At 49.7% G+C, this 21,508-nt stretch carries 16 protein-coding genes and 1 pseudogene; 6 read left to right on the top strand and 11 right to left on the bottom strand.

The features are described 5' to 3' along the window. Positions 1-492: 492 nt before the first annotated feature. Positions 493-2,124, top strand: coding sequence for a glycosyltransferase family 39 protein (locus tag PN498_RS08845; protein WP_272062361.1), 1,632 nt, complete (start codon positions 493-495; stop codon positions 2,122-2,124). A gap of 58 nt (positions 2,125-2,182) precedes the next feature. Here PN498_RS08845 and urtE read toward each other — a convergent pair whose 3' ends face one another. The 9 genes and pseudogenes from urtE to PN498_RS08805 all read right to left on the bottom strand — a co-directional run bounded on the left by urtE (position 2,183) and on the right by PN498_RS08805 (position 11,133). Next, a complete protein-coding gene (gene urtE / locus PN498_RS08840; protein ID WP_272062524.1) occupies positions 2,183-2,884 on the bottom strand; it encodes an urea ABC transporter ATP-binding subunit UrtE in 702 nt (233 codons plus the stop codon). 53 nt (positions 2,885-2,937) lie between these two features. After that, the gene (locus PN498_RS28480; RefSeq protein ID WP_334312240.1) at positions 2,938-3,291 is read right to left on the bottom strand and encodes a DUF533 domain-containing protein; all 354 of its coding nucleotides are present in this window, start codon (positions 3,289-3,291) and stop codon (positions 2,938-2,940) included. A 27-nt stretch (positions 3,292-3,318) separates the two neighbouring features. Next, positions 3,319-4,053: pseudogene (gene urtD, locus PN498_RS08835) on the bottom strand (urea ABC transporter ATP-binding protein UrtD); the annotation flags it as partial. 189 nt (positions 4,054-4,242) lie between these two features. After that, positions 4,243-5,406 carry an urea ABC transporter permease subunit UrtC gene (gene urtC, locus PN498_RS08830; RefSeq protein ID WP_272062359.1) on the bottom strand — a complete coding sequence of 388 codons (1,164 nt, stop codon included), beginning with the start codon at positions 5,404-5,406 and terminating at the stop codon, positions 4,243-4,245. A 9-nt stretch (positions 5,407-5,415) separates the two neighbouring features. Then, positions 5,416-6,585 (bottom strand): urea ABC transporter permease subunit UrtB, encoded by a 1,170-nt coding sequence (gene urtB, locus PN498_RS08825; protein ID WP_334312239.1) that lies wholly within the window; start codon positions 6,583-6,585, stop codon positions 5,416-5,418. A 368-nt stretch (positions 6,586-6,953) separates the two neighbouring features. Next, on the bottom strand, positions 6,954-8,279 hold the full coding sequence (gene urtA / locus PN498_RS08820) for an urea ABC transporter substrate-binding protein (RefSeq protein WP_272062358.1): 1,326 nt from the start codon (positions 8,277-8,279) through the stop codon (positions 6,954-6,956). Between the two features lie 262 nt (positions 8,280-8,541). Then, entirely contained in the window at positions 8,542-9,207 is a 666-nt protein-coding gene (gene ureG / locus PN498_RS08815; RefSeq protein ID WP_272062522.1) for an urease accessory protein UreG, read from the bottom strand. A gap of 453 nt (positions 9,208-9,660) precedes the next feature. Further along, positions 9,661-10,356, bottom strand: a complete 696-nt coding sequence (locus PN498_RS08810) for an urease accessory protein UreF (protein WP_272062357.1) — start codon at positions 10,354-10,356, stop codon at positions 9,661-9,663. Positions 10,357-10,392: 36 nt separating this feature from the next. Then, positions 10,393-11,133, bottom strand: a complete 741-nt coding sequence (locus PN498_RS08805) for a PHP domain-containing protein (RefSeq protein ID WP_272062356.1) — start codon at positions 11,131-11,133, stop codon at positions 10,393-10,395. Between the two features lie 613 nt (positions 11,134-11,746). Between PN498_RS08805 and PN498_RS08800 the strand changes: the two genes are divergently transcribed. Next, positions 11,747-12,799, top strand: coding sequence for a Fe(3+) ABC transporter substrate-binding protein (locus PN498_RS08800; protein WP_272062355.1), 1,053 nt, complete (start codon positions 11,747-11,749; stop codon positions 12,797-12,799). 128 nt (positions 12,800-12,927) lie between these two features. On the opposite strand, the gene PN498_RS08795 is transcribed toward PN498_RS08800, so the two are convergent. Next, positions 12,928-13,866 (bottom strand): TIGR04168 family protein, encoded by a 939-nt coding sequence (locus PN498_RS08795; RefSeq protein ID WP_272062354.1) that lies wholly within the window; start codon positions 13,864-13,866, stop codon positions 12,928-12,930. A gap of 382 nt (positions 13,867-14,248) precedes the next feature. Here PN498_RS08795 and dapB point away from each other — a divergent pair, with 382 nt between their 5' ends. Both dapB and PN498_RS08785 read left to right on the top strand, forming a co-directional pair. Continuing rightward, positions 14,249-15,073, top strand: coding sequence for a 4-hydroxy-tetrahydrodipicolinate reductase (gene dapB, locus PN498_RS08790; protein WP_272062353.1), 825 nt, complete (start codon positions 14,249-14,251; stop codon positions 15,071-15,073). A gap of 391 nt (positions 15,074-15,464) precedes the next feature. Next, positions 15,465-16,670 (top strand): glutathione S-transferase family protein, encoded by a 1,206-nt coding sequence (locus PN498_RS08785; protein WP_272062352.1) that lies wholly within the window; start codon positions 15,465-15,467, stop codon positions 16,668-16,670. A 92-nt stretch (positions 16,671-16,762) separates the two neighbouring features. Here PN498_RS08785 and PN498_RS08780 read toward each other — a convergent pair whose 3' ends face one another. Next, entirely contained in the window at positions 16,763-17,512 is a 750-nt protein-coding gene (locus PN498_RS08780; protein WP_272062351.1) for a DUF429 domain-containing protein, read from the bottom strand. 324 nt (positions 17,513-17,836) lie between these two features. On the opposite strand from PN498_RS08780, the gene PN498_RS08775 reads away from it, so the two are divergent. Together PN498_RS08775 and groL are read left to right on the top strand one after the other, a co-directional pair. Beyond that, positions 17,837-19,378: a site-2 protease family protein gene (locus tag PN498_RS08775; protein ID WP_272062350.1), complete on the top strand. Its 1,542-nt coding sequence runs from the start codon at positions 17,837-17,839 to the stop codon at positions 19,376-19,378. Between the two features lie 289 nt (positions 19,379-19,667). Then, on the top strand, positions 19,668-21,353 hold the full coding sequence (gene groL, locus PN498_RS08770) for a chaperonin GroEL (protein WP_272062349.1): 1,686 nt from the start codon (positions 19,668-19,670) through the stop codon (positions 21,351-21,353). The last annotated feature ends 155 nt before the right edge of the window (positions 21,354-21,508 follow it).

The following is a 21,508-nucleotide window of genomic DNA, read 5'->3' as shown; positions in this document are numbered from 1 at the left end:
CCTCCAAAAAACTAACCCTGTGAGAGTCTACAAGTTTAGCCATTTAAGCGAATGCACTTAGTGGATCACCTGCTTTACACGTATAGCTGTCTTGTCCTACGGAACTGATGGTGGCTATGCCGAGGAATAGAAAACAAATTGTTTTTATAAAGGCAGCTTATAGACAATAATTTGCTAACACTCTAGATACTAGAGCATACCGAGCGTTTAGGCGATCGCACATAAAAGACCATCAATTTTAAGCGATTCCATTACTACTAGCCTTCATACGTTTTTCAAATTTCTCCTAAAGTACAGTCTCTATAATGGGAATCATTTAAAGCAACTGCATAGTTTAGGATCCCGTAGTCCCATTTACTTAATAATTACGTAAAGCATCTACAGATAGGGCAGCAATAGTCTGCCTCACACTATTGCTATCGGTTAAATCACCTGCTTTGATTCCGTTTGCATAAGTCCCAGCCTTAATTTTATTACATCTAGGAAAAGCTCATGTCCCGCGTAGATGGAGTGTTTAGCAAATCTCTTTTCGCAAGCTTTCAGTCTCACCAGCTGAATAAAGCGTTTACTTCGGAAGCTGCTCCCTGGAAGTGGATGCCGCTGATTGTTCCGATCGCGATCGCCTTTATCCTGCGTCTTTACCAAATTTCTGCAGAAAGCGTGTGGATTGATGAGCTCAATAGCTATGAAGATGCCATTTTGATGGAGTCTGGCAATCTAGGGATCCGTCCCTTGTATTACCTGCTTCTTAGGGTCTGGATGTTGGGTGGCAAGAGCGATGCTTGGCTGAGAGGGTTTTCAGTGCTGCTCGATTTGGGAGCGATCGCAGTTGCCTACCTGCTCTGTCAGTATGCAATCAGTCGTCGGGCAGCCTGTCTAACGGCTTTGATGATGGCGTTGTCACCACTTTTGATCAATCATGCCCAAGAGATCCGTATGTATCCACTCATCACGCTGCTGACGGTGAGTGGCACACTGATGCTAGCCTACGCGCTAGAGCGACCTACCAAGGGTCTCATAGCCCTCTGGGCTGTACTGCGACTGGCGGCGATGTTCACCAGTCCACTCATGATCATTATGTTCTTGCCAGATTGCGTGCTGTACGGTTTGAAGTACTGGCGCAGGTGGCCTCAGCTCAGACTGTTTTTTTATGGTCTGTTATTTGTGGGAGTTGGCTGGGCACCGCTCGTCCTTAGGGAAGTTTTTTCAGCTACGGAGAACTATGTTGCTGAACATTCTGAGTACGAAAGCTTCAGCGTCCCTATCACGCAGATTTTTGCCAAATTAACGACCTTTACGGTTTATTGGCCTTTAGTCGGGCTGGAGAATATACCGAATCCTGTCCCTCAGCTGTTCTACAAAGCTTTTACACTGCTGCTGGTGGGCCTTTTGATCTTTGCGATTATCAAAATTAGGCCATCCCTAGACAACAAGGTGCTTTGGATTGGAGCTTGGGCTTTGTTGCCGACCCTGGCCCAATTTTTTGGGTCTGAGCTGTTCCTGTCAGGCACTCTTTTTAGAGCCCGGTATTTCTTGTATACCGTTCCTTATCTAATGATGCTCTTAGCCTATGGTTTTGACCAAATTCGAGCTTGGAAGCCTTTAATCGCAGGGTTAGTAGCTGCGCTTTACTTGGTTGCGGTAGGCGGTGGCCTCGCTCAGTATTACACCCAAATTTACAGAAACGATTGGCAAGGGGCCGCTGAGGTTATTGAAGCTCAGGAACAGTCTGGAGACGCGATCATCAACTTCACGATGATGGCCGATTACAACTTCCCTCGTTACTACAAAGGGGACTTAACGGTATCGTCTATTCACTTGCCCCGAACCTTATCACGGTGCGTTATTGCGGAACCTTCGGCAACGGAAACAAGCGAAGCGATTACCGCTTGTCTACAAGACCGAGGCGATCTGGTGCAGGAGTCCGTAGTGGATTTACCTGAAGCTGATCGTTTGTGGTTGGTGTGCTATGTCGGCTGTCGCGAAAGCGAAGATTATGATCGAATTACCGAGGCGGTTCTGGGTGAGAATTTCCAGGAAACGTCTTTTCAGCGCTTCGATGCCCTCACCAAACACGACTTTGAAGCTGTTGAACTGCATCTGCTTGAGAGCGAGGCCGGTTAGATGGCTGGAAAGGATTCTGCAACAAAAGGCCTGGATAAGACACTAAAGATCACAGGAATTACACTGCCAGAAATTCCTGAATAACGGCATTGCTGAGTTCAGATGTTGCTCCAGAGGCAACAATTCCGCCTTTTTGCATGGCGTAATAGAAATCAGCTTGGCGAACGAAGTGTAGGTGTTGTTCAACTAGCAGTACAGAAATGCCAGTTGTTTGAATGATGCGGCGAACGGCAGACTCAATATCCAAAATGATGGATGGCTGAATGCCTTCGGTCGGTTCATCCAGGACGAGGAGTTTTGGTCGACTCATCAGGGCACGGGCGATCGCTAGCTGCTGTTGTTGTCCTCCACTAAGGTCGCCTCCCATCCGGCTCAGCATAGTTTTGAGGACGGGGAAAAGCTCGAAGATTTCGTCGGGAATCGTCGTTGACTTTTTGCCGCGATCGCCAAGTGCCTCTTGTCCAATAATCAAGTTCTCTTTAACGGTTAGACGAGGAATAATCTCACGGCCTTGGGGAACGTAGCCAATGCCCATTCGAGCTCGCTTGTCGGCAGAGAATTTGAGAATAGGCTGCCCTTCATAGTGGATATTCCCCGTACGAGGAGACAGTAAGCCCATGACATTGTTTAAAAGGGTCGTCTTACCGACGCCGTTACGGCCAATCAGACAAACCATTTTTCCTTTGGGTACTGTCATATCTACATCACGCAGGATATGACTTTCTCCATAAAAGAAATTGAGTCCAGAAATTTTGAGCATCGGCACCGTAGCGGCGGTGGAATCAACGGGGGAGGCGATCGCTTGAGTCATGCTTAAAAGGTCTCCACAGTAGTGGCTTCTAGTCGATTCACGATGTCAGGTGGCAGATTCAGCAAAGAGACAAGCTGTTGATATGAGGCCGCTTCTGCTTTGTTGATGCCATTAGAGCGAATGACTTCATAGCTCAATAGGAGTGTCTGCTCCCTCTGAGCATCCGATGTCAATTGAGGGACGAGCTCCTCCAGAGGAATCTTTTTGGCCAACAAATTACTGAGTTCTTCTTTCAACGGAGCTTGTTCTTCCGGTGTGTGGGCAAACTTCCGGCTCAGCTGATCTAAAATCAGGCTTTGCTCGGCCGAATCAAACGAACCGTCTGCCCAGGCCATCGTAGCGGTGATTCTCAGCAGCAGTAGTTGCTCTGGAGTAATACTGGTTTCTTGGCCGAGATAAACCTCAATTACGCGCGGATCGTTTTGTACCTCATCCATCGTGCCTTCGCAGAGCACCGAACCTTCATGCAGTACGGTGACCTGCCGAGCAATCTGTCTCACAAACTCCATGTCGTGCTCAATCACGATGATGGAATGGCTCTCAGCTAGAGACATCAGCAGATTACCCGTTTGTTCGGTTTCTTCGTCGGTTAGTCCGGCAACGGGTTCATCAACCAGAAGTAAGTCGGGGGACTGAGCGACTAACATGCCGATTTCGAGCCATTGCTTCTCTCCGTGAGAAAGTAGCTCGGCAGGCATATCAGCTTTGTGGTCTAGACCGATGGTCTCTAATAGTCCCCCGACCGTTCGTTTCTCAGCTGTGGGAGTCTTCTTAAAAAGAGTCGCGAAGACATTCTTGTTGCGATTACAGGACAGTTCCAGATTTTCTCGGGGAGTGAGATTGAGATAAACACGCGGGGTTTGAAACTTACGACCAATGCCGAAACGAGCAATCGTATGTTCGGCGTGTTTTTTCAAGTTTTTGCCTTTGAAGCGGGCTTGGCCGCTTGTCGGCTGAACTTTGCCCGTAATGACATCTAAGAAGGTGGTTTTGCCAGCACCGTTAGGGCCGATGATGACGCGCAGTTCACCCGCATTCATCGAGAAGTTGAGGTCATTAAGGGCTTTGAATCCGTCAAAACTAACGGTGACGTTTTCGATTTCAAGAAGAGCCGTCATGGAGATTGGGTCAGATAGGTGAGTGTTTATAGCAGAAAACAGAAGGCAAAAGTTGAGTCAGTTCCTAGTTTGATGGAGGCTTAGCGTTTTCAATTGTGCTCGCTAAAAGTAGAGGAGAAAAATTTCACTATTTGGGTCGCATCATCCTTCCTGCGGCATCTCGCTGATAGACAAGGCCGAGGGATCGCGCTAAAGGGTGTCCCTTTCCTTTTGAATGTCGGGATCGAGTTCAACTTGGGGATAGGTGAGCAAAGATTCTGGTTTACCCAACCGCGATCGCCCAAGGCTCTGTTTACGGAGCCAACCCACAATGCCGTCTGGCAGAGCAGTGACGACCAGCAGAAACAAAGCTCCTTGGAAGAAGAGCCAAACCTCTGGAAAGCTTTCACTGAGAAGCGCCCGTGCCCAGTTAACAAGTAGGGCACCGAGGATGGCACCGACCAGTGTGGCTCGTCCTCCCACCGCCACCCAAATCACCATCTCAATAGAGAAAGCGATGTCCATAAACTGGGGAGACACAATGCCGGATTGCACCGTATACAGAGCGCCAGCAATACCTGCGATCGCGCCTGATACGGCGAACACCAATACCTTAAAACCCGTGGGATCATACCCCGAGAAACGAACTCGGTTTTCGTCGTCTCGAATGGCAACCAGCAGGCGACCAAAGCGCCCACTTGTTAACCAGCGGCACAGCAAATACATGAGCACCAGCATGGCCACGGTAGTCAGATAAAACACCATTTGCATGGACCCACTGCCCACTTGTTGCCCTAGAAAAATACTGGTGTCTGTCTTCAATCCGTTAGTGCCATTAATCCACTTCTGCTGACCGTTAAACAGGTTGAAAAACACAACCAGCGCAGCTTGAGTCAGGATGGAAAAGTAAACTCCTCGAATTCGATTTCGAAAGACTAGATAGCCCAACAGGCCAGCAATGAGGGCTGGGATTGTAAAAATGGCAATGAGGGTAAACGGCAATGAGTAAAACGGTTTCCAGAACCATGGAAGTTCCGATACGCCGTAGAGACCAAAGAATTCGGGAATCTGACCTTCGCTTAAGCTGTTGAGCTGAAGGAACATGGCAAAGGCATAGCCCCCCAAGGCAAAGAAAATGCCGTGACCCAAACTCAAGAGACCTGTAAAGCCCCAGATTAAGTCGATCCCCAAAGCTACGATCGCAAGCGATAAAAACCGCCCTAAAAGACCTAGTCGAAAACCACTCAAAAGCAGCGGCATGACAACGACGAGCAACACCACAAAGGCGACAATAGCAGCAATTTCCAAAGTGCGCCGACGAGATTTCTGCGCCTGTGCTTCTTTACGAGGTTGAACGGGTGCTTCTATAACCATAGCTGTTGTTTACGCCTCCACCGTCCGACCTTTTTGCGGAAACATCCCGGCAGGTTTCCATTGCAAAAAGGCGATGATTAAGGCAAAGACCATGACTTTTGCCATGCTGGTGGTCGCGAAAAATGTAAAGAAGTCTACAACGGGCTGAAGTCCTTCGGTAGGAGGCAGTAAGAGCGCTAGGGTTCCAGACCCCAGCAAATAAGTGATGATGCCAATAACCAGCGCTGCCACAATGCTGCCAACGAGTTTTCCGACACCGCCAACCACCACCACCATGAAGGCGTCCACAATATAGTTGCCGCCTAGATTAGGGCCAACGGATCCCAACAGCGTAACTGCGCAGCCAGCGATACCAGCCAATCCAGACCCTAGGGCAAAGGTCAGGGCATCGACTCGATCAGTTGGAATTCCGAGGCAAGCACTCATTGTCCGGTTTTGGGTGACGGATCGAATGCGAAGCCCCCAAGCCGTACCGTTCAGAAACCAATAGACCCCAATGAGACAAATTACTGTCAAGGCAATGATGAAAAGTCGAGCGTAGGGAAACTGAAGAGTGGTGCCAATGGAAAGCCCTCCTCGCAGCCAGCTCGGAGCGGTGACATCCACATTGCGAGCACTAAACCAAGCTTTACTCAATGCTGCACCGCCATTTTGATTCAGCAGCAGTCCCGTGATAAGCGCGATCGCGCTCGACAGCATGAGAATGACTGGGTTAGCCACCCGACGCATTCGTTCCCAATTGGACTGCTGTTGTAAAACCCAGCGTCCCCCAAAGAACAGAACGCAAAAAACGATTAGTCCAGCGATCATGGCCCAGTTCACGCTGCGCACAAACTGCCGCAGGATTAAACTAACGCCCCACGTCGCCAGGAGTGTTTCCAGGGGACGACCATAGAGATGGCGAATAACGCCGCGTTCTAGCGCCAGCCCCACTAAAGCAGCTACCAGAAACGATAGCGGTAGCGCCGCAAAAATATAGAACTCCAAGGCTCCGCTACCTATTGCCTTGGCTCCGTTTTGGACCACATAGGTTGTATAAGCCCCTAGCATCATCAGCTCTCCGTGAGCCAAGTTGATGACTCCCATCAGGCCAAATACGATTGCCAACCCCAGCGCTACGATCAGTAGCACGGCTCCAATGCTGATCCCATTAAATAAGCCGTTAATCAGTCCTTCAATCACGCCATTACCTGTGTTTTTTTGAAATGTGCTCTGAGCGATCGCTTGCCCCAACGGTGTATCCAACAGCCCATAGCTTATGAATCCAAATGATTCACTGGTCTATATCAGCGAGGTCCCTTTGTCTTACCAAAGAGGTCGTACCATACCGCCGCCAGCGTTTGTTCTACAGTCTTCCGTATAGGTACAAAACACTGTCATATCGGCTACTGAAAAAGATCGGATTTGCCACCCAAGAAAAAAGGAGAACAGAAACCTGCCTATTGTTGGCGCAGTTCCGCTCTCCCCTTCGTCAGGTTGCGTCTCGGTCAAACTCATCCATATTTGAGCCGTGATTGAATCGCTCAAGCCAGCTAACCGATTACGTTCTAAGCTCCTTCAACTTCGTACTTACCGCCCTTCTCGGGGTCAGACCAGTCGCAGGCGAAACCCTTTGTATCGGGGACATATTGGTTCCAAGGAACGGGATCAACGGGACCATCCGTCTCAGAAAGGATGTTGAACAGGCCGTCATCCCGAACCTGACCAATCCGAACTGTCTTGGAGATATGGTGATTCGGATTCATGGTGACTGTCCCCTCAGGGGCTGCGAAGGTCTGACCATAAGCAGCCTCTCGAACAGCCGCAATATCAGTGCTACCAGCTTGCTCAACCGCTTGCTTCCAGAGGTAGACCATGATGTAGGCCGCCTCCATGGGATCATTCGTCACGCGATCTTCACCGTATTCAGCCTTAAAGTCAGCGACCCACTTTTCGTTCTCGGGGGACTCAACAGTCTGGAAGTAATTCCAAGCTGCCAAGTGATCAATGAGGAATTCTTCACCAATCTGGCGCACTTCCTCTTCCGCAATACTGACCGACATCACGGGGTATTTGTCTGGAGTCATCCCAGCACCCTGTAGCTGCTTGAAGAAGGCAACGTTGCTATCACCGTTCAAGCTGTTGAAGATAACGCCACCATCGGGCAAAGCAGCCCTAATCTTCGTGATGATTGGGGTGACCTCAGTGTTACCTAGGGGCAGATAGTCTTCGCCAACTGTTTCTCCGCCTTTAGCAGCCAGCTGCTCTTTGATGATGGTGTTTGCCGTACGAGGGAAAACGTAGTCTGAACCCACTAGGAAGAACTGAGTTCCTCGGTTCTCAAGCAGCCAATCTACAGCAGGCTCAATTTGCTGGTTAGGAGCGGCTCCTGTGTAGAAAATGTTCTTCGAGCACTCTTGCCCTTCGTACTGTACGGGGTACCAAAGCATGTGATCTTTGGACTCGAATACCGGCAGTACAGCCTTACGGCTTGCCGATGTCCAGCAGCCGAAGACGGTTGCCACTTGGTCTTGATCGATCAGCTTCTCAGCTTTCTCTGCAAACGTCGGCCAGTCAGAAGCGCCGTCTTCCTCAACCGCTTCAATCTGCCTACCTAAAACGCCGCCAGCCTCATTAATTTCCTTGATTGCTAGCTTTTCAGCGTCAACGACGGTAGTCTCACTAATCGCCATTGTTCCGCTGAGGGAGTGGAGAATACCCACTTTGATAGTGTCGCCACTATCGGCCGCTGCAACCTCTTCCCCCCCGTCCTCAGCGGGTTCGGTAGTCGCTGCTTCATCGGAAGGAGAACCGCAAGCCTTAAGCAGCATTGCTGTGCCCATTGTTGCTGATCCATACAGCAAAAACTTCCGTCTTCCAAATCGATTTGTCATTCGTGCGTTGCTCCTGACCTAAAGGTTCGTTTGCAGCGATACAGGTGTGAAGCAACCCTTCAAGGTGCAGCTAGGTACACTAGCCGATCGTACATCCACATCCGTCTCAGACTTCGGGCAGATGACACGATTCCACTTTCGTCTACTGCAATCGTACGTGATACTAAAGTTAGGGCAGGGAAGGGATTTGTATCAAGTGATACAAAATTGTTTTTTTAGGGTAAACTTTTCTACATTTATCAAGGGAAAGCCTGTTGAATGTTCAATGGTTGTGGGGATGAGTATGGGCGTGCGCAAATTCTTTGTCTGCGATCGCGACCGCAGGACTAGGTCCCAGCTTATATTGATGATTGATTAGATCAATGAGGGTATGTAGCCCCTCTTGAGTTTTGAGATTTGTGAAGATGAAGGGGCGATCGCCTCGCATTTTTTGCGCATCCCGTCGCATCACATTCAGGTCCGCTCCCACGTAAGGGGCTAAGTCGATCTTATTGATAATCAACACGTCAGACTTCATGATCCCCGGTCCACCTTTGCGCGGAATCTTATCACCGGCGGCGACATCGATAACATAAATAGTCATCTCTACCAACTCAGGGCTGAAAGTTGCCGCCAGATTGTCGCCACCGCTCTCCACAAATACCAAGTCAGGAGAGAATTGGTTAACCAAGCTCGCGATCGCCTCCAAATTAATCGAGGCATCGTCTCGGATCGCTGAGTGGGGACAGCCTCCCGTTTCGACACCAATGATGCGATCGCGTTCTAGAGCCTCACTTCGAACCAAAAACTGCGCGTCTTCTTGTGTATAGATGTCGTTAGTAACGACAGCAAGACTATAGTCCTCGCGCATGACTTTGCAGAGGGCATCAATCAGCGCAGTCTTACCAGAACCTACGGGGCCTGCAACACCAACTCGAAAGGGTTTCACCACAAGATCACCTCAAGGTTAATAAGTCGTCCTGATTTGAAGGGCATTATAGCGATCCCCATCAAGGACTGGAGTCAAGATTCATCAACAGCCACGAGACCTAATACGGTCAATAACCTACACGGGGATCATTCAATATGGAAACCGTTGACCTAGAGAGGCAGCCGATTCAGTTTAGGTGTGTCTAGCGTGGAAAGGGGTTAGCGAAGCCCCTAGTGCACCGTCAAGCTCGAAATTGTGAGTCAATCCAGATTTTGCAGTTGAGTTGAGACTGACTGTTTTGGCCCCCATCTCCCATTCTGGGGGAGCCAATCCTCGGAAGTCCCCCAGGATGGGGATTGAGAGGGCGGATCACGCTATTGGCTGAACCAAGAGATCAGAGCAACGTATGTCTGTCGCAACACGTGCAGGGATAACCCACTCACAATTGCAAAATTGGCCGCCCCCTAGTCTCTAGCTTCGAAACAACCGGCTATATAGGGTCTCGTGTTGCATACAGGCAAGAGAAACCCCCCAGCTGCAAGCCATGAAATCATCCTCAGTCATCTTTTCAATATCGGTGTGGGCTTGACTAATGGGGATCGCTAACTGTCGCAGCCGCCGCTGTCCTTCCGTCTGTCCCAATGGAACTGCACGCACTGCAGCGCTAACTAAATTAGCTGCCCAACTGTGAAGATAAGCCAAGCTCACCTCAGCCAAAGGAATTTTCCAAGCCTCGGCGACTAAGCCATAGGCGATCGCAAAATTGCAGTTCCCTTCATGAACTGATGCTGGAAATGCGCTAGCTCTTTCAGGTTCCAGATCAGCAAACAGTCGCAGCAGCGATCGCCCCATCTGCCAACTCTGCGATCGCAATTCCTCCGCATCTCGAAAAGCAGATATCCATTGATTCCAATAATCGATGGGTTCAACCTGCGATTGATCCGCAAGTTCGTAGACTCGACGCATCACAGCGGTCTCTATCCGAATACTGCCCCACATCAACTCTTGAGAAAGCCATTGCAACAGATCTTCTCCGGCAGAGACAGTTCCCTGTGAGGTAAGTGATTCAATCCCCTCAGAGTAGCTGTAGGCCCCAATCGGTAACGCTGGACTGGCCAGTTGCAGCAGGGTCAAGAGATTGTGATCAGTCGCTGGGATATTGGTCATTAAAATAGACAGCTGTGGCCTTCTATTTACCCGTACCTAAATACGGCGGGTAATGGACTTACCGTGCGTATCAGTCCCGCAAGTTTGCAGGAGATTGAGCTTATGGGCAAGCTGCTGCATAGAGGGTGTCTTTTTAGGACAAGGTCGCCAAGTTTTAGGGTTATCGTAAGCGTAGTAGACCTCGATCCCATCAATTCCATGACGCGCAGCTTCGACCACTAATTCCTCAGGCGATCGTCGATAGCGGCAAGGATGAGCTAACACTGCAATTCCCCCAGATCGTTGAATGGCTCTGATAACGGCTTCAGCTTTCTGTTCAGGACCTCTAGGTGAATGACCCTTAATGTAAGGACGAATTGCTTTGTGGTGAGGCCTAAAGGCGTAACCCAAAATATGAACTTCGACGCCGTTCAACAGAGATGTAATCTCAACGCCGGTCCACAATCTAGGTAGCTTATTGACCTTTTTTCCACCCCCCTTGGAGCGGATAGAAGCAGGGTTTTTCCATTGCCAGTCTTCTAGATATTGCTTCGCAAGGCGATAGCCATTGACGGTGTGATGGTCAGTAATTGCGAACTCCTGAAGTCCTAGCTGAATAGCCTGTTCGATTAGGGTCTCTGGGGATAACTGTCCGTCAGAGTGAAAAGTGTGCATGTGGAAGTTTAATCTTCCAGGACAACTCGACTCATCAACTGTTTTGAAGACTCCCCGAAGTTCCAGCGCATCTCTCGCCGATGCTCCAGTTGGAACGCCTGCTGTGGCGGGGACCTGTACCATGATCTTTCTTCTTAACCACCTTTCCTTCTACTTTTCTTTATCTAATATAACTGTCTCAAAAAGTTTAAGAACACTATTTTTTATGCTATGGAAAATGAAAAATCGCTGACTCAGATGCCCAAAACTCTTGATGTAAAAGGAATCTACTGCGATCGCGGCATAACTCAACTTTGCCCTCTCGACTCAATAACCGTACGTACTCCAATAGATTGAGGCCATCTGAAAACTTTCTGAAGATTTGGTGAAGGTCTTAACATATCCGTAATTTTGCTGACCTCCATCGACGGGCAGCAAATTACGGGTGAAGCCAAATTGATTAATGTCTGACCCAGATTTTCATGTCAGGCATTAAGACCGTTCTGTTGATAAAGCTTCTCTTCAAACGGTGATATCAGACGCGACCCACTCTCTGTTAGGTGCCTCTCGATCCTATTTTGATGAAAAAGACTCTTGAATTCAAAGTCTCCACATCAATGGGATAAACCTGAAAAAGCGTTCAAAGTAGAGCTTGTGCTGTCATATTCTTCAGCAATATTTGGGAGTGGATATCAACAGTGATACGATAACAGACGGTGTTTTTAACCGAAGCTATTCTCATTAAGGAAAACTGGTGATGTACAAAATAACGCGCCGTTCATTCTTGGTCACAGGTGGAGCCGCAATGGCTCTTGCCGCTGCCCAAGTTAAGCGTCCTCGCCTCGGCTATGCCCAAACGGGTTCAATTAATCTATATTCGTCGCGCCATTACAATACCGATGACGCCTTGTACGAAGGTTTCACAGAGCAGACTGGAATCGGTGTAAACCTGATTGAGGGCAGCGCGGATGAATTACTAGAACGTATCCTCAATGAAGGTAGCAATAGCCCTGCGGACATCTTCATGACAGTGGATGCTGGGCGTCTCTGGAGAGCAGCCGAAGAAGGTGTCTTCGCACCCATCGATTCTCCTGATTTGGAAGCAAAAATTCCCGAAAACCTGCGTCACCCGGACGGATTGTGGTTTGGCTTTTCTAAACGAGCCAGGGTGATTATGTACAACCGCGATCGCGTCAACCCCTCTGAGCTATCGACTTACGAGGATTTAGCAAGTTCCCAGTGGGATGGTCGAGTTCTGGTGCGATCCTCGGGCAACATCTACAACCAATCCCTCATAGCTGGCATGATCGAGACTTTGGGTGAAGAGGCTACTCAAGAGTGGGCAGAGGGACTGGTTGCTAATTTTGCTCGGCCTCCTGAAGGCAACGATACGGCTCAGATTAAGGCCGTTGCTGCTGGGTTAGGAGATGTGGCGATCGCGAATAGCTACTATCTTGTTCGCCTAGGCAAGTCTGACGATCCTGCTGATCAGGAAGTCTTCAGCAAGGTCGGTGCTTTCTTCCCCAATCAGTCTGGTCGGGGCACCCACGTCAACATCAGCGGTGCAGGGATGTTGAGTACTGCCCCCAACCGTGAAGGTGCAGTAGCTTTCTTAGAATATTTGGCGACCCCTACGGCTCAGAAGTTCTTTGCTGAAGGCAACAACGAATACCCTGTTGTCGAAGGCACAGATCTAGATCCAATGCTGAAGGAAATGGGCGACTTCGTTGAGGATGATGTAGACGTTGAAGCCTATGGCAAATATGCCCAAGACGCGGTTCAGCTGATGGATCGTGCTGGTTGGGAGTAGTCCCGAACGTCAGCAACTTCTGAACCTTAACGGTGGTGTAAGGCAGACACTGTCGCCTTACCTAATACATTGAACTGGCGCAGCGTATATGTGGAGAGGTGCGGTTATCGCATCTCTCCATTCCTTTATTAGGCTAAGGGCTGTAATGACTTAGTTTGAGGAACACCCGACAGCAGATCTTCACTAGCGGTAATGATGTGATGCTGGTTAACCCAGACTAAAGATGCTTGCTGCACACCTGCCTGATTCAGGGTGACCAAAGAAAAATTTCGCTGGCAAGTCATTTCGGTTTGAACAATGCGCGGCACGCAAGCCGCATTTAAATAAACCGTTTCAGCGGCGTCAATACTCAACCGTTGGCGTTGAATGTCTTTGCGGTGACGGAGGCTATGGTGCATGTGCCCAAAGGTGACAAGCGGGACAGTCTTGCCCATTTCACGAGCGTATGCGATCGCCGCTGCCAAATCAGGATCTCCAAAATCGCCGCCGGTCGGTTTCCAGTCGCGTCCACAGGGGGATTCTGGCAGTGCACCCAACCCTGCTGGACCACAATGACCAATGAAAATAACCGTGTTGAAAGTTGCCTCATCAACGGCTTGCTTGATCCGTGCGGTGGAATCTTCAAAATTGTAGATACCGTAGCGATCGCGATAGAAAGACTTGTGTTTCCACTTATGGCCGCCCCAGCTAAAAGGGCGTCCGCCCACCACAGTCAAACGCAGTTCAGGAAAATCAAGCTTGCCATAGCCCACATGAGCCTCGCCTAAAAGATCGATTTGCAGTTGTACTCGGTCTTCGATTTCGCGGTTGTAAGGACATTTTTTTCGTCCCCAAGATGTCGCACTGTACCAAGCGTCATGATTGCCAAAAATAGCCGCTTTGGGTAAGGAAAGCTCAGCGATGGAGCGCACTACCCCTACAGCTTCATTCCCAAAATCGCCGACGAATAGAACCAGATCAACTCCCAAAGCCTGAAGCGCGGCCTTATCTTCTTCATCCCATTGATCATGAACATCGCCAATTACCGCAATCTGCAACGTTCTGGTCTGCGTCGAAGTGTCGCTCATTGATCTCCTAATTCTGATGCCATTTATTCAGGATAAAGGTTTGGCGCAGTTAAAGGCATGACAGACAATATCGCTACAGTGGTGTGACTTATAGCGGCCTGCACTTGAGGCAAGCACACCCTATTCCTTAAGACACTGAAATGTGCTTAACCAAGCTGCATAGGGCTGCTGCATAAGGCCATAGAACAGTCAGAGGCTTAAAGCTATCGCTTTAGCCAGAGATGGTTCACTGCCTTGTCTTGATGGAACTAGCGACGGCGATACTACTGAATAAAGGATTGAGTCTGCCTTCTACTTGCCGCTTTCCGCCTTTTGCTATATCTCTACGAATGCTCTCGAATTGCACTAAACTCATCCTGTCACCCCTTACAGAATGAGTCTTATGGCAGCGCAATCAACAATTCCAGTGGTCGTCAATGGAGCTTGCGGCAAGATGGGGCGTGAGGTGATTAAGGCGATCGCGGCTACCGAAGATATCACCTTAGTTGGAGCCATTGACAAAAATCCTGCTGTTCAAGGACAAGATATTGGTGAATTAGCCGGCTGTGGCCCTGTCGAAATTCCGATCACATCAGATCTCGAAGCTGCCCTGGTGATGGCCCAGAGTGAGGGTACAGCCGTCATGGTGGATTTCACCCATCCCGATACGGTCTACAATTCGGTGCGAGCGGCGATCGCTTACGGAGTTCGCCCCGTTGTTGGGACCACAGGACTCAGCCCTGAACAAATCAAGGATCTAGCTGAGTTTGCGGACAAAGCCAGCATTGGCTGTCTGATCATTCCTAATTTTTCCATTGGCATTGTTCTCATGCAGCAAGCTGCGCAACAGGCTGCCCAATATTTTGAGCATGTCGAGATCATTGAACTGCATCACAATCAAAAAGCGGATGCCCCTAGCGGTACAGCTATTCAAACTGCCCAGATGCTGTCTGAGCCGAATAAATCCTTTAATCCTGCTCAGGTTGAGGAAACTGAGAAAATGGCTGGTGCTCGTGGAACGACTACGGCAGACGGCATTCACATCCACAGTGTGCGCTTGCCGGGCTTGATTGCCCATCAAGAGGTCATCTTTGGCGCATCCGGGCAAATCTACACGTTGCGCCACGATACGAGCGATCGCGCTTGCTACATGCCAGGTGTACTGCTGGCGATTCGCCGAGTCATGCCCCTGAAGTCTTTAATTTATGGACTGGATAAGATTTTGTAGCGGTCCAGCCACTAGAAGAGGAAATAGCCTGACCCTAAAGCCCCCAAGGGTCAGACTTTCACCTGTAAGGACGCTAATCGCAGAATGCCGTTCTACCCTAAATTGCCCCCAAAGAGTAGCTCGACTAGCCCTGCATGCGTTCTCCAGAATTGTTTCTATTCTGCGCTGTAGTTTCTATCCTGACTTCGCAAAAACCACGCAAACATAGAGAGATTTGATTTGAAGATCCCTTTAAGCAATCCGTGGATTTACGTCTACATTTTCGAGGTGTAGAGGGTAGGTGATAGAAAACAATGGATTAGAACAAGCGTTTCTGCATCACTCCTCGGCTCATTCACCCTCCCCTATTGAGCTATGGTGAAAACGTTGTACTTGCCTACACTGCTTGGTCATGACCACCGTTCCTTTGAGTTGGGAAGAACTTGATGCCTTTGCGACTTTTCAGACTGATCAGGTGAATGGTCCCACAAACGCTCAGTCTCGTCTGCGGCTGTTTGGGCAGGATGAATCTCAGGTGCGGGTAACCCTGTATCGAGACAATCATGCTTGGTGCCCCTACTGTCAGAAAGTTTGGCTGTGGCTGGAAGAAAAGCAAATTCCTTACCGCATCGAAAAGATAACGATGTTTTGCTATGGCAAGAAGGAGCAGTGGTATAAGCGCAAAGTCCCTTCGGGAATGCTGCCAGCTTTAGAGTTAGATGGCCGCTTAATGACCGAAAGCGACGATATTTTGATGGCGTTGGAGCAGGCGTTCGGTCCATTAGCATTTGGTATGGAGGACCGTAAGGTGCTGCCCCTTCGCAAACTGGAGCGTCTGCTGTTCAGAGCATGGTGTGCTTGGCTATGTTATCCATCGCGATCGCAACGTGAGGAGCAGCGTAATCGTGACCAATTTGCTCGGGTTGTGGCTGATGTGGAAAACGCTCTTAGTCTGACCCCAGGGCCTTACCTTTTAGAAACCTTCAGCACTGCCGATGTTGTTTTCACACCCTATGTTGAGCGGATGAACGCTAGCCTTTATTACTACAAAGGCTACTCGATGCGGGAGGAAAATCCTCAACTATCAGACTGGTTTGACGGATTGGAGAACCGTTTGACCTATCGAGGAACTCAGAGCGACTTTCATACCCACGTCCATGATTTGCCGCCTCAGATGGGAGGCTGTTACGAGAACGGTACGCCTGAGGCCCAGCGGAATCAAAGGCGGGTCGATCAGGGTCCCTGGTTTGGTTTACCAGATGTGACTTATCCAGAACCGGAGACCTCTCGTGTAGAGGCGCTACAGCGGGTCCTCAAGCACCGTGTCAACATCATTCGGGTCAATCCAGCAGACGATGCTGCATTCGATACGGCTCTGCGCTGTGCGTTAACTCAGATGATGACGGGTGAGGCTTGCACACCGCCTGATGGAACGGATCGAGGGTTGAGATATTTGCGCGATCGCATCAATGTTCCCCGGGATATGTCAATTTATGCGGCTAAGCGACTGCGGACAGCACTCGAAGAAACGGCTGCTTTGGCAGGAGATGCTCAAGGCCCAGCAATTCCCGTGCAGCATCGTCGCGACCAGGATCCTTTGAATTTTGTGCCAGTCTGACATGACAGGGCACGATGTATACCTGTTGCACTTTCACACCGCTATATATCTCTCCAAACAAAGGTGCCGCTCACTGAAGGATAGCGACTATTCTAGGACTCCGGAGGAATTTGGTCAGCGTAGGGCGCAGGGACAACAATATAGCCCAAGCTAGCGTCTCCTAATACCCAATTTCGTTCTAATCCCCACCACCACCAATGTGCTCCGGCATAGGCGCAGGTCAGGCTATCTAATTGGTCTTCAGCCACTTTGAGGGCTTTGCCACCCGTTGGAATGTCAGGCAAGTCGGTGTCTTCCAGCCGAAGTGGCGGGGTGAGCTTTGGGAAAGTAGAAAGCTGTAAGCTGCGGAGTTGTGCGAGAGCCTGCCGGCGATCGGCAATGCGGCCTTTTTTGTACTTCAAAATTTTGTTCAGCCGAAAGAGATGAATGGTTGCGGGATGTGGAAAAAGCTCAATTTGATATCTGCCTGCTTGTCGGGGTGTGATATTGGCGGCATGCTTAAAACCGTGAGCCTCCAACGCTAAGCCAAACTGAATTAGGTCGTTGGCAAAGGGGCGACCTTGATTGGCGGGATAACAACCTGCGTCGTATTTGCCAAAGTAGCGGTGTGCTAGGCGATCGCATAGTCTCATCCCAGTTTTATTAGGGATAAGCGTCGGTGCGTCTACAGCAACCAGTGCAGGCTGATCATCACCCACCCAATGCTCTATCCAGTCGATAACATCCTTTCGGGTATCACAAATATCAAACTGATGTAGCTTCAATCCGTTTTCTAGCGCTTGCAAACAGCAAACCCCGCTCTTCCCGGACTGCCACCCTAAATCAATGCCCAAAAAATACATACTGATCAATCTACAAAATCAAGCTTGACAGACCACTAGACTAGTGCACTCAGTACATCCAGATGCACTAGCACCTCGCCAAATGGCTGGTCCTTTTGTCCTACAGAACTGGCAACGGCTATGCATAATGACGGTGCTTCATGTCGGTCCTGTACTTGTTTGATTTCAAATTTGAAGTTGCCCCACCTCGTCGCGTCTTAGGTTTTGCGAACGAACTCGGTAGATTGTCCCGTGCTCAGTTAAATTGATCAGATACGGAGGCAGTTCTCAGCAGAATTTCCTTCACGGATTATCTCTCGAAGCTCCCAAGCGGATACACGCTATATGGTTACGCTGCTACTACTTCTGGTTGCGATCGCACTCCTCGTCTGGGGATTTGTTCGCGCTCGCCCCTATGGCAAGATCGGCATTTTTGCTTGGCTCCAGTCAGTCGTCTTGATGTTGCCCTGGCTATTATTTTTCGGTTTATTCTCACTGGGCATCTACTTCAACCTAGTCGGTGTTTTGTTTATGGTGCTGGTATCAGCTGGTATCTACATCTACCTTGGGCGCCGCTTGCGAGCGATGGCTCCCGATACGGTGACTGCTCAGCGACTGGAAACCCTTTTGACGGGGGATAAAACGAAAGATCAGGAGACCGTTTCAGCAACTGATAATCTGTCTCAGACGCCAGATGCTGCTGCTGAATCAATGCCTTCAGATAGCGCTGCCCCTGATGCTCAAGACACAGCCCAACCGAATGACAGCGTCAAAGAGTTGACTATCTCGGCAGATGATCAAGCTGCGTTGGAGGGGATTTTTGGAGTTGATACGTTTTTTAGAACTGAAACGGTTCAATATGCTCAGGGGGCAATCTTTAAGGGCAATCTGCGAGGTGAACCTGAAGAGACCTTAGCAAAACTGACGGAACTGGCTGAAGAGCGTCTAGAAGGGCGGTATCGGCTCTTTTTAATTGAGGATGCTAAAACTAAGCCTGTTGTGGTCGCGTTACCAAAGAGTGCAGATCCTAAACCACTCACACCCTTTCAGAAAGGAACAGCAGTTGTTTTGGCATTAGCGACTCTGTTGACCTGTTTGGAAGCTAGCGGCATCCTGATGGGATTTGATTTACTAGCAACACCTGAACAGTGGAAGACAGCCCTGCCCTTTGCAATTGGCATCTTTGTGATTCTAGCTATTCACGAAGTCGGTCACTGGATTGCCGCACAGCGTCACGACGTGAAACTTAGCTGGCCCTTTTTTATCCCCACTTGGGAGATCGGTTCGTTTGGCGCACTCACTCGAATACAGTCGGTACTGCCCAATCGTTCAGTCCTGTTTGATATTGCTTTGGCAGGACCTGCTGCTGGTGGGCTGCTGTCTTTCGGCATGTTGGTACTAGGTTTGGTGATTTCTCATCCAGGAAGTCCGTTCCAACTGCCGGTTGAATTTTTCCAAGGGTCTGTTTTGGTAGGCACTTTGGCAAGAGTCGTTCTGGGCTCAGCGCTGACAGAACCCTTGGTGGATATTCACCCTTTGGTATTAGTGGGGTGGTTAGGGCTGATTATCACGGCGCTTAATCTTTTACCAGCGGGCCAGCTGGATGGCGGGCGTATCGTGCAATCCATCTACGGGCGCAAAATCGCAGGCCGTGCCACTGTGATTACTTTGATCATCTTGACGGTAGCTTCTTTCGCCAATCCTTTGGCTTTGTACTGGGCAGTCCTTATTTTGTTTTTGCAGCGGGAACAGGAGCGTCCTGCGATGAATGAGTTGATAGAACCGGACGATGCCAGAGCTGCTTTAGGGCTACTAGCGCTGTTCCTGACGCTGGCAACGTTGTTACCGCTCACACCTTCTTTGGCGGGTCGTTTGGGCATCGGTTGAAGCATTGAATATCTCTGAAGCATTGAATATCTCTATAGTTCACTTAGCTCTGTTGAGATACAGCTTTAGCCATAGAGACTGGTGCACCAAACGGCATTCATGCGCTTAGTCCATGGTTAGATAGCTCGCTGACTTGTTCTAGCGGAACTGGACGACGGCTATAACTGCAGCGGTTCAGGGTCGGTTATTGCGACTTATGTCGTCCTTAGTTAAGAGATAAGGTATGCGGGTTAGCACTCGTTACTGATGAGTGCTAGTGTTTCATTTGCAGAGAACAAAGAGACGGGACATGGCGAAACTAGTCATTTTTGATGAGGCGTCGCGACAGGCCCTGGAAAAAGGGGTAAATGCCCTTGCCGATGCGGTAAAGATTACGCTCGGGCCTAAGGGTCGCAATGTTGTTTTAGAGAAGAAATTCGGTGCTCCTCAGATCGTGAATGACGGAATCACGATCGCTAAGGAAATTGATCTTGACAATCCCTACGAGAACACAGGAGCCCGTTTAATTCAAGAAGTAGCTTCCAAGACCAAAGATTTGGCGGGTGATGGAACCACAACTGCTACCGTCTTGGCTCAAGCTTTGATTCGCGAGGGGCTAAAGAACGTCGCTGCGGGAGCAAATCCGGTGAGCTTGCGTCGAGGTATCGATAAGGCCGTAGCGCACATTGTGGGAGAGATTGAAGCAGCTGCTAAACCCGTTGAGGGTAATGCGATCGCTCAGGTAGCGACGGTCTCAGCTGGAAGCGATGAAGAAGTCGGTCAGATGATTTCTGAAGCGATGGACAAAGTCACCAAAGACGGTGTGATTACCGTTGAGGAGTCCAAATCGCTGACGACTGAACTAGAAGTCGTTGAAGGGATGCAGTTTGACCGAGGCTACATGTCTCCTTATTTTGTAACCGATCAAGAACGAATGGTTACGGAATTAGAAGGTGCCCACATCTTGATCACGGATAAGAAGATCAGTTCTGTTCAAGACCTGGTCGGCGTTCTAGAACGTATTGCTCAGGCTGGAGCACCCTTGCTCATCGTGGCTGAAGATATTGAAGGTGAAGCATTAGCAACCTTGGTTGTCAACAAGGCGCGGGGTGTTTTGAACGTCGCGGCTGTTAAAGCACCTAGCTTCGGCGATCGTCGTAAAGCCATGCTGCAAGACATCGCTGTGCTGACAGGTGGTCAAGTCATTTCTGAAGATGTGGGACTAAGCCTAGAAGCAGCGACCCTTGACATGTTGGGGACAGCCCGCAAAGTCACCATTACCAAAGACACGACTACGCTTGTGTCCGATACGGGTAATGAAGCTGACGTTCAGGCTCGCATTGGTCAAATTCGTCAAGAATTAGACCGTACTGACTCTGACTACGACAAGGAAAAACTCTCCGAACGTCTGGCAAAATTAGCAGGGGGCGTTGCTGTCATCAAAGTGGGTGCAGCGACTGAGACCGAGCTTAAAGACCGTAAGCTTCGCATCGAAGATGCTTTGAGTGCGACCAAAGCAGCGGTCGAGGAAGGCATTGTTCCTGGTGGTGGGGCAACACTCCTGCATTTGTCTTCCAAGCTAGAGGGCATCAAGTCATCTCTATCTGAGCCTGAAGAGCAAGTCGGAGTTGATATTGTTATCAGAGCGCTGGAAGCTCCATTGCGTCAGATTGTTGACAATTCCGGGGGTGAAGGTAGCGTGATTGTCGAGAAGGTGCGTGAACTCGACTTCACTATGGGCTATAACGCTTTGACGAATGACTTTGAGGACCTCATTGCCAGCGGCATTATTGATCCCGCTAAAGTTGTTCGCTCGGCGTTACAAGATGCAGCCTCCGTTGCTGGAATGGTGCTGACGACTGAGGCATTAGTTGTCGAAAAACCTGAACCCCCTGCACCTGCTGGTGCCGATGCTGGTATGGGCGGCATGGGCGGCATGGGTGGCATGGGTGGTATGGGCGGCATGGGCGGCATGGGCGGCATGGGCATGATGTAGTCCTTACCGCTATTGAGGCTCGTGTAGCTTCAGGTATAGCCGTTGCTAGTTCCGCTAGGACAAGACGGCGAGCCCTTTGGCTATGAGTTAACACTCATATAGTTTGGTGCATAAGCCTAGATGGCTAAAGCTATATCTACGCGAGCCGCCAGTTC

This window comes from Oscillatoria sp. CS-180 (assembly GCF_028330965.1).
Lineage (GTDB): Bacteria > Cyanobacteriota > Cyanobacteriia > Phormidesmidales > Phormidesmidaceae > Halomicronema.
Note: the sequence above shows the minus strand (reverse complement) of the source record. Positions and strands in the feature narration are given on the sequence as shown.

What these genes read in the sequence shown, in the direction of transcription:
- PN498_RS08845 (WP_272062361.1), top strand. Translation starts at nt 493, where the DNA reads ATGTCCCGCGTAGATGGAGTGTTTAGCAAATCTCTTTTCGCAAGCTTT.
- urtE (WP_272062524.1), bottom strand. Translation starts at nt 2,884, where the DNA reads ATGCTCAAAATTTCTGGACTCAATTTCTTTTATGGAGAAAGTCATATC.
- urtC (WP_272062359.1), bottom strand. Translation starts at nt 5,406, where the DNA reads ATGGTTATAGAAGCACCCGTTCAACCTCGTAAAGAAGCACAGGCGCAG.
- urtA (WP_272062358.1), bottom strand. Translation starts at nt 8,279, where the DNA reads ATGACAAATCGATTTGGAAGACGGAAGTTTTTGCTGTATGGATCAGCA.
- PN498_RS08810 (WP_272062357.1), bottom strand. Translation starts at nt 10,356, where the DNA reads ATGACCAATATCCCAGCGACTGATCACAATCTCTTGACCCTGCTGCAA.
- PN498_RS08805 (WP_272062356.1), bottom strand. Translation starts at nt 11,133, where the DNA reads ATGGTACAGGTCCCCGCCACAGCAGGCGTTCCAACTGGAGCATCGGCG.
- PN498_RS08800 (WP_272062355.1), top strand. Translation starts at nt 11,747, where the DNA reads ATGTACAAAATAACGCGCCGTTCATTCTTGGTCACAGGTGGAGCCGCA.
- PN498_RS08795 (WP_272062354.1), bottom strand. Translation starts at nt 13,866, where the DNA reads ATGAGCGACACTTCGACGCAGACCAGAACGTTGCAGATTGCGGTAATT.
- dapB (WP_272062353.1), top strand. Translation starts at nt 14,249, where the DNA reads ATGGCAGCGCAATCAACAATTCCAGTGGTCGTCAATGGAGCTTGCGGC.
- PN498_RS08785 (WP_272062352.1), top strand. Translation starts at nt 15,465, where the DNA reads ATGACCACCGTTCCTTTGAGTTGGGAAGAACTTGATGCCTTTGCGACT.
- PN498_RS08780 (WP_272062351.1), bottom strand. Translation starts at nt 17,512, where the DNA reads ATGTATTTTTTGGGCATTGATTTAGGGTGGCAGTCCGGGAAGAGCGGG.
- PN498_RS08775 (WP_272062350.1), top strand. Translation starts at nt 17,837, where the DNA reads ATGGTTACGCTGCTACTACTTCTGGTTGCGATCGCACTCCTCGTCTGG.
- groL (WP_272062349.1), top strand. Translation starts at nt 19,668, where the DNA reads ATGGCGAAACTAGTCATTTTTGATGAGGCGTCGCGACAGGCCCTGGAA.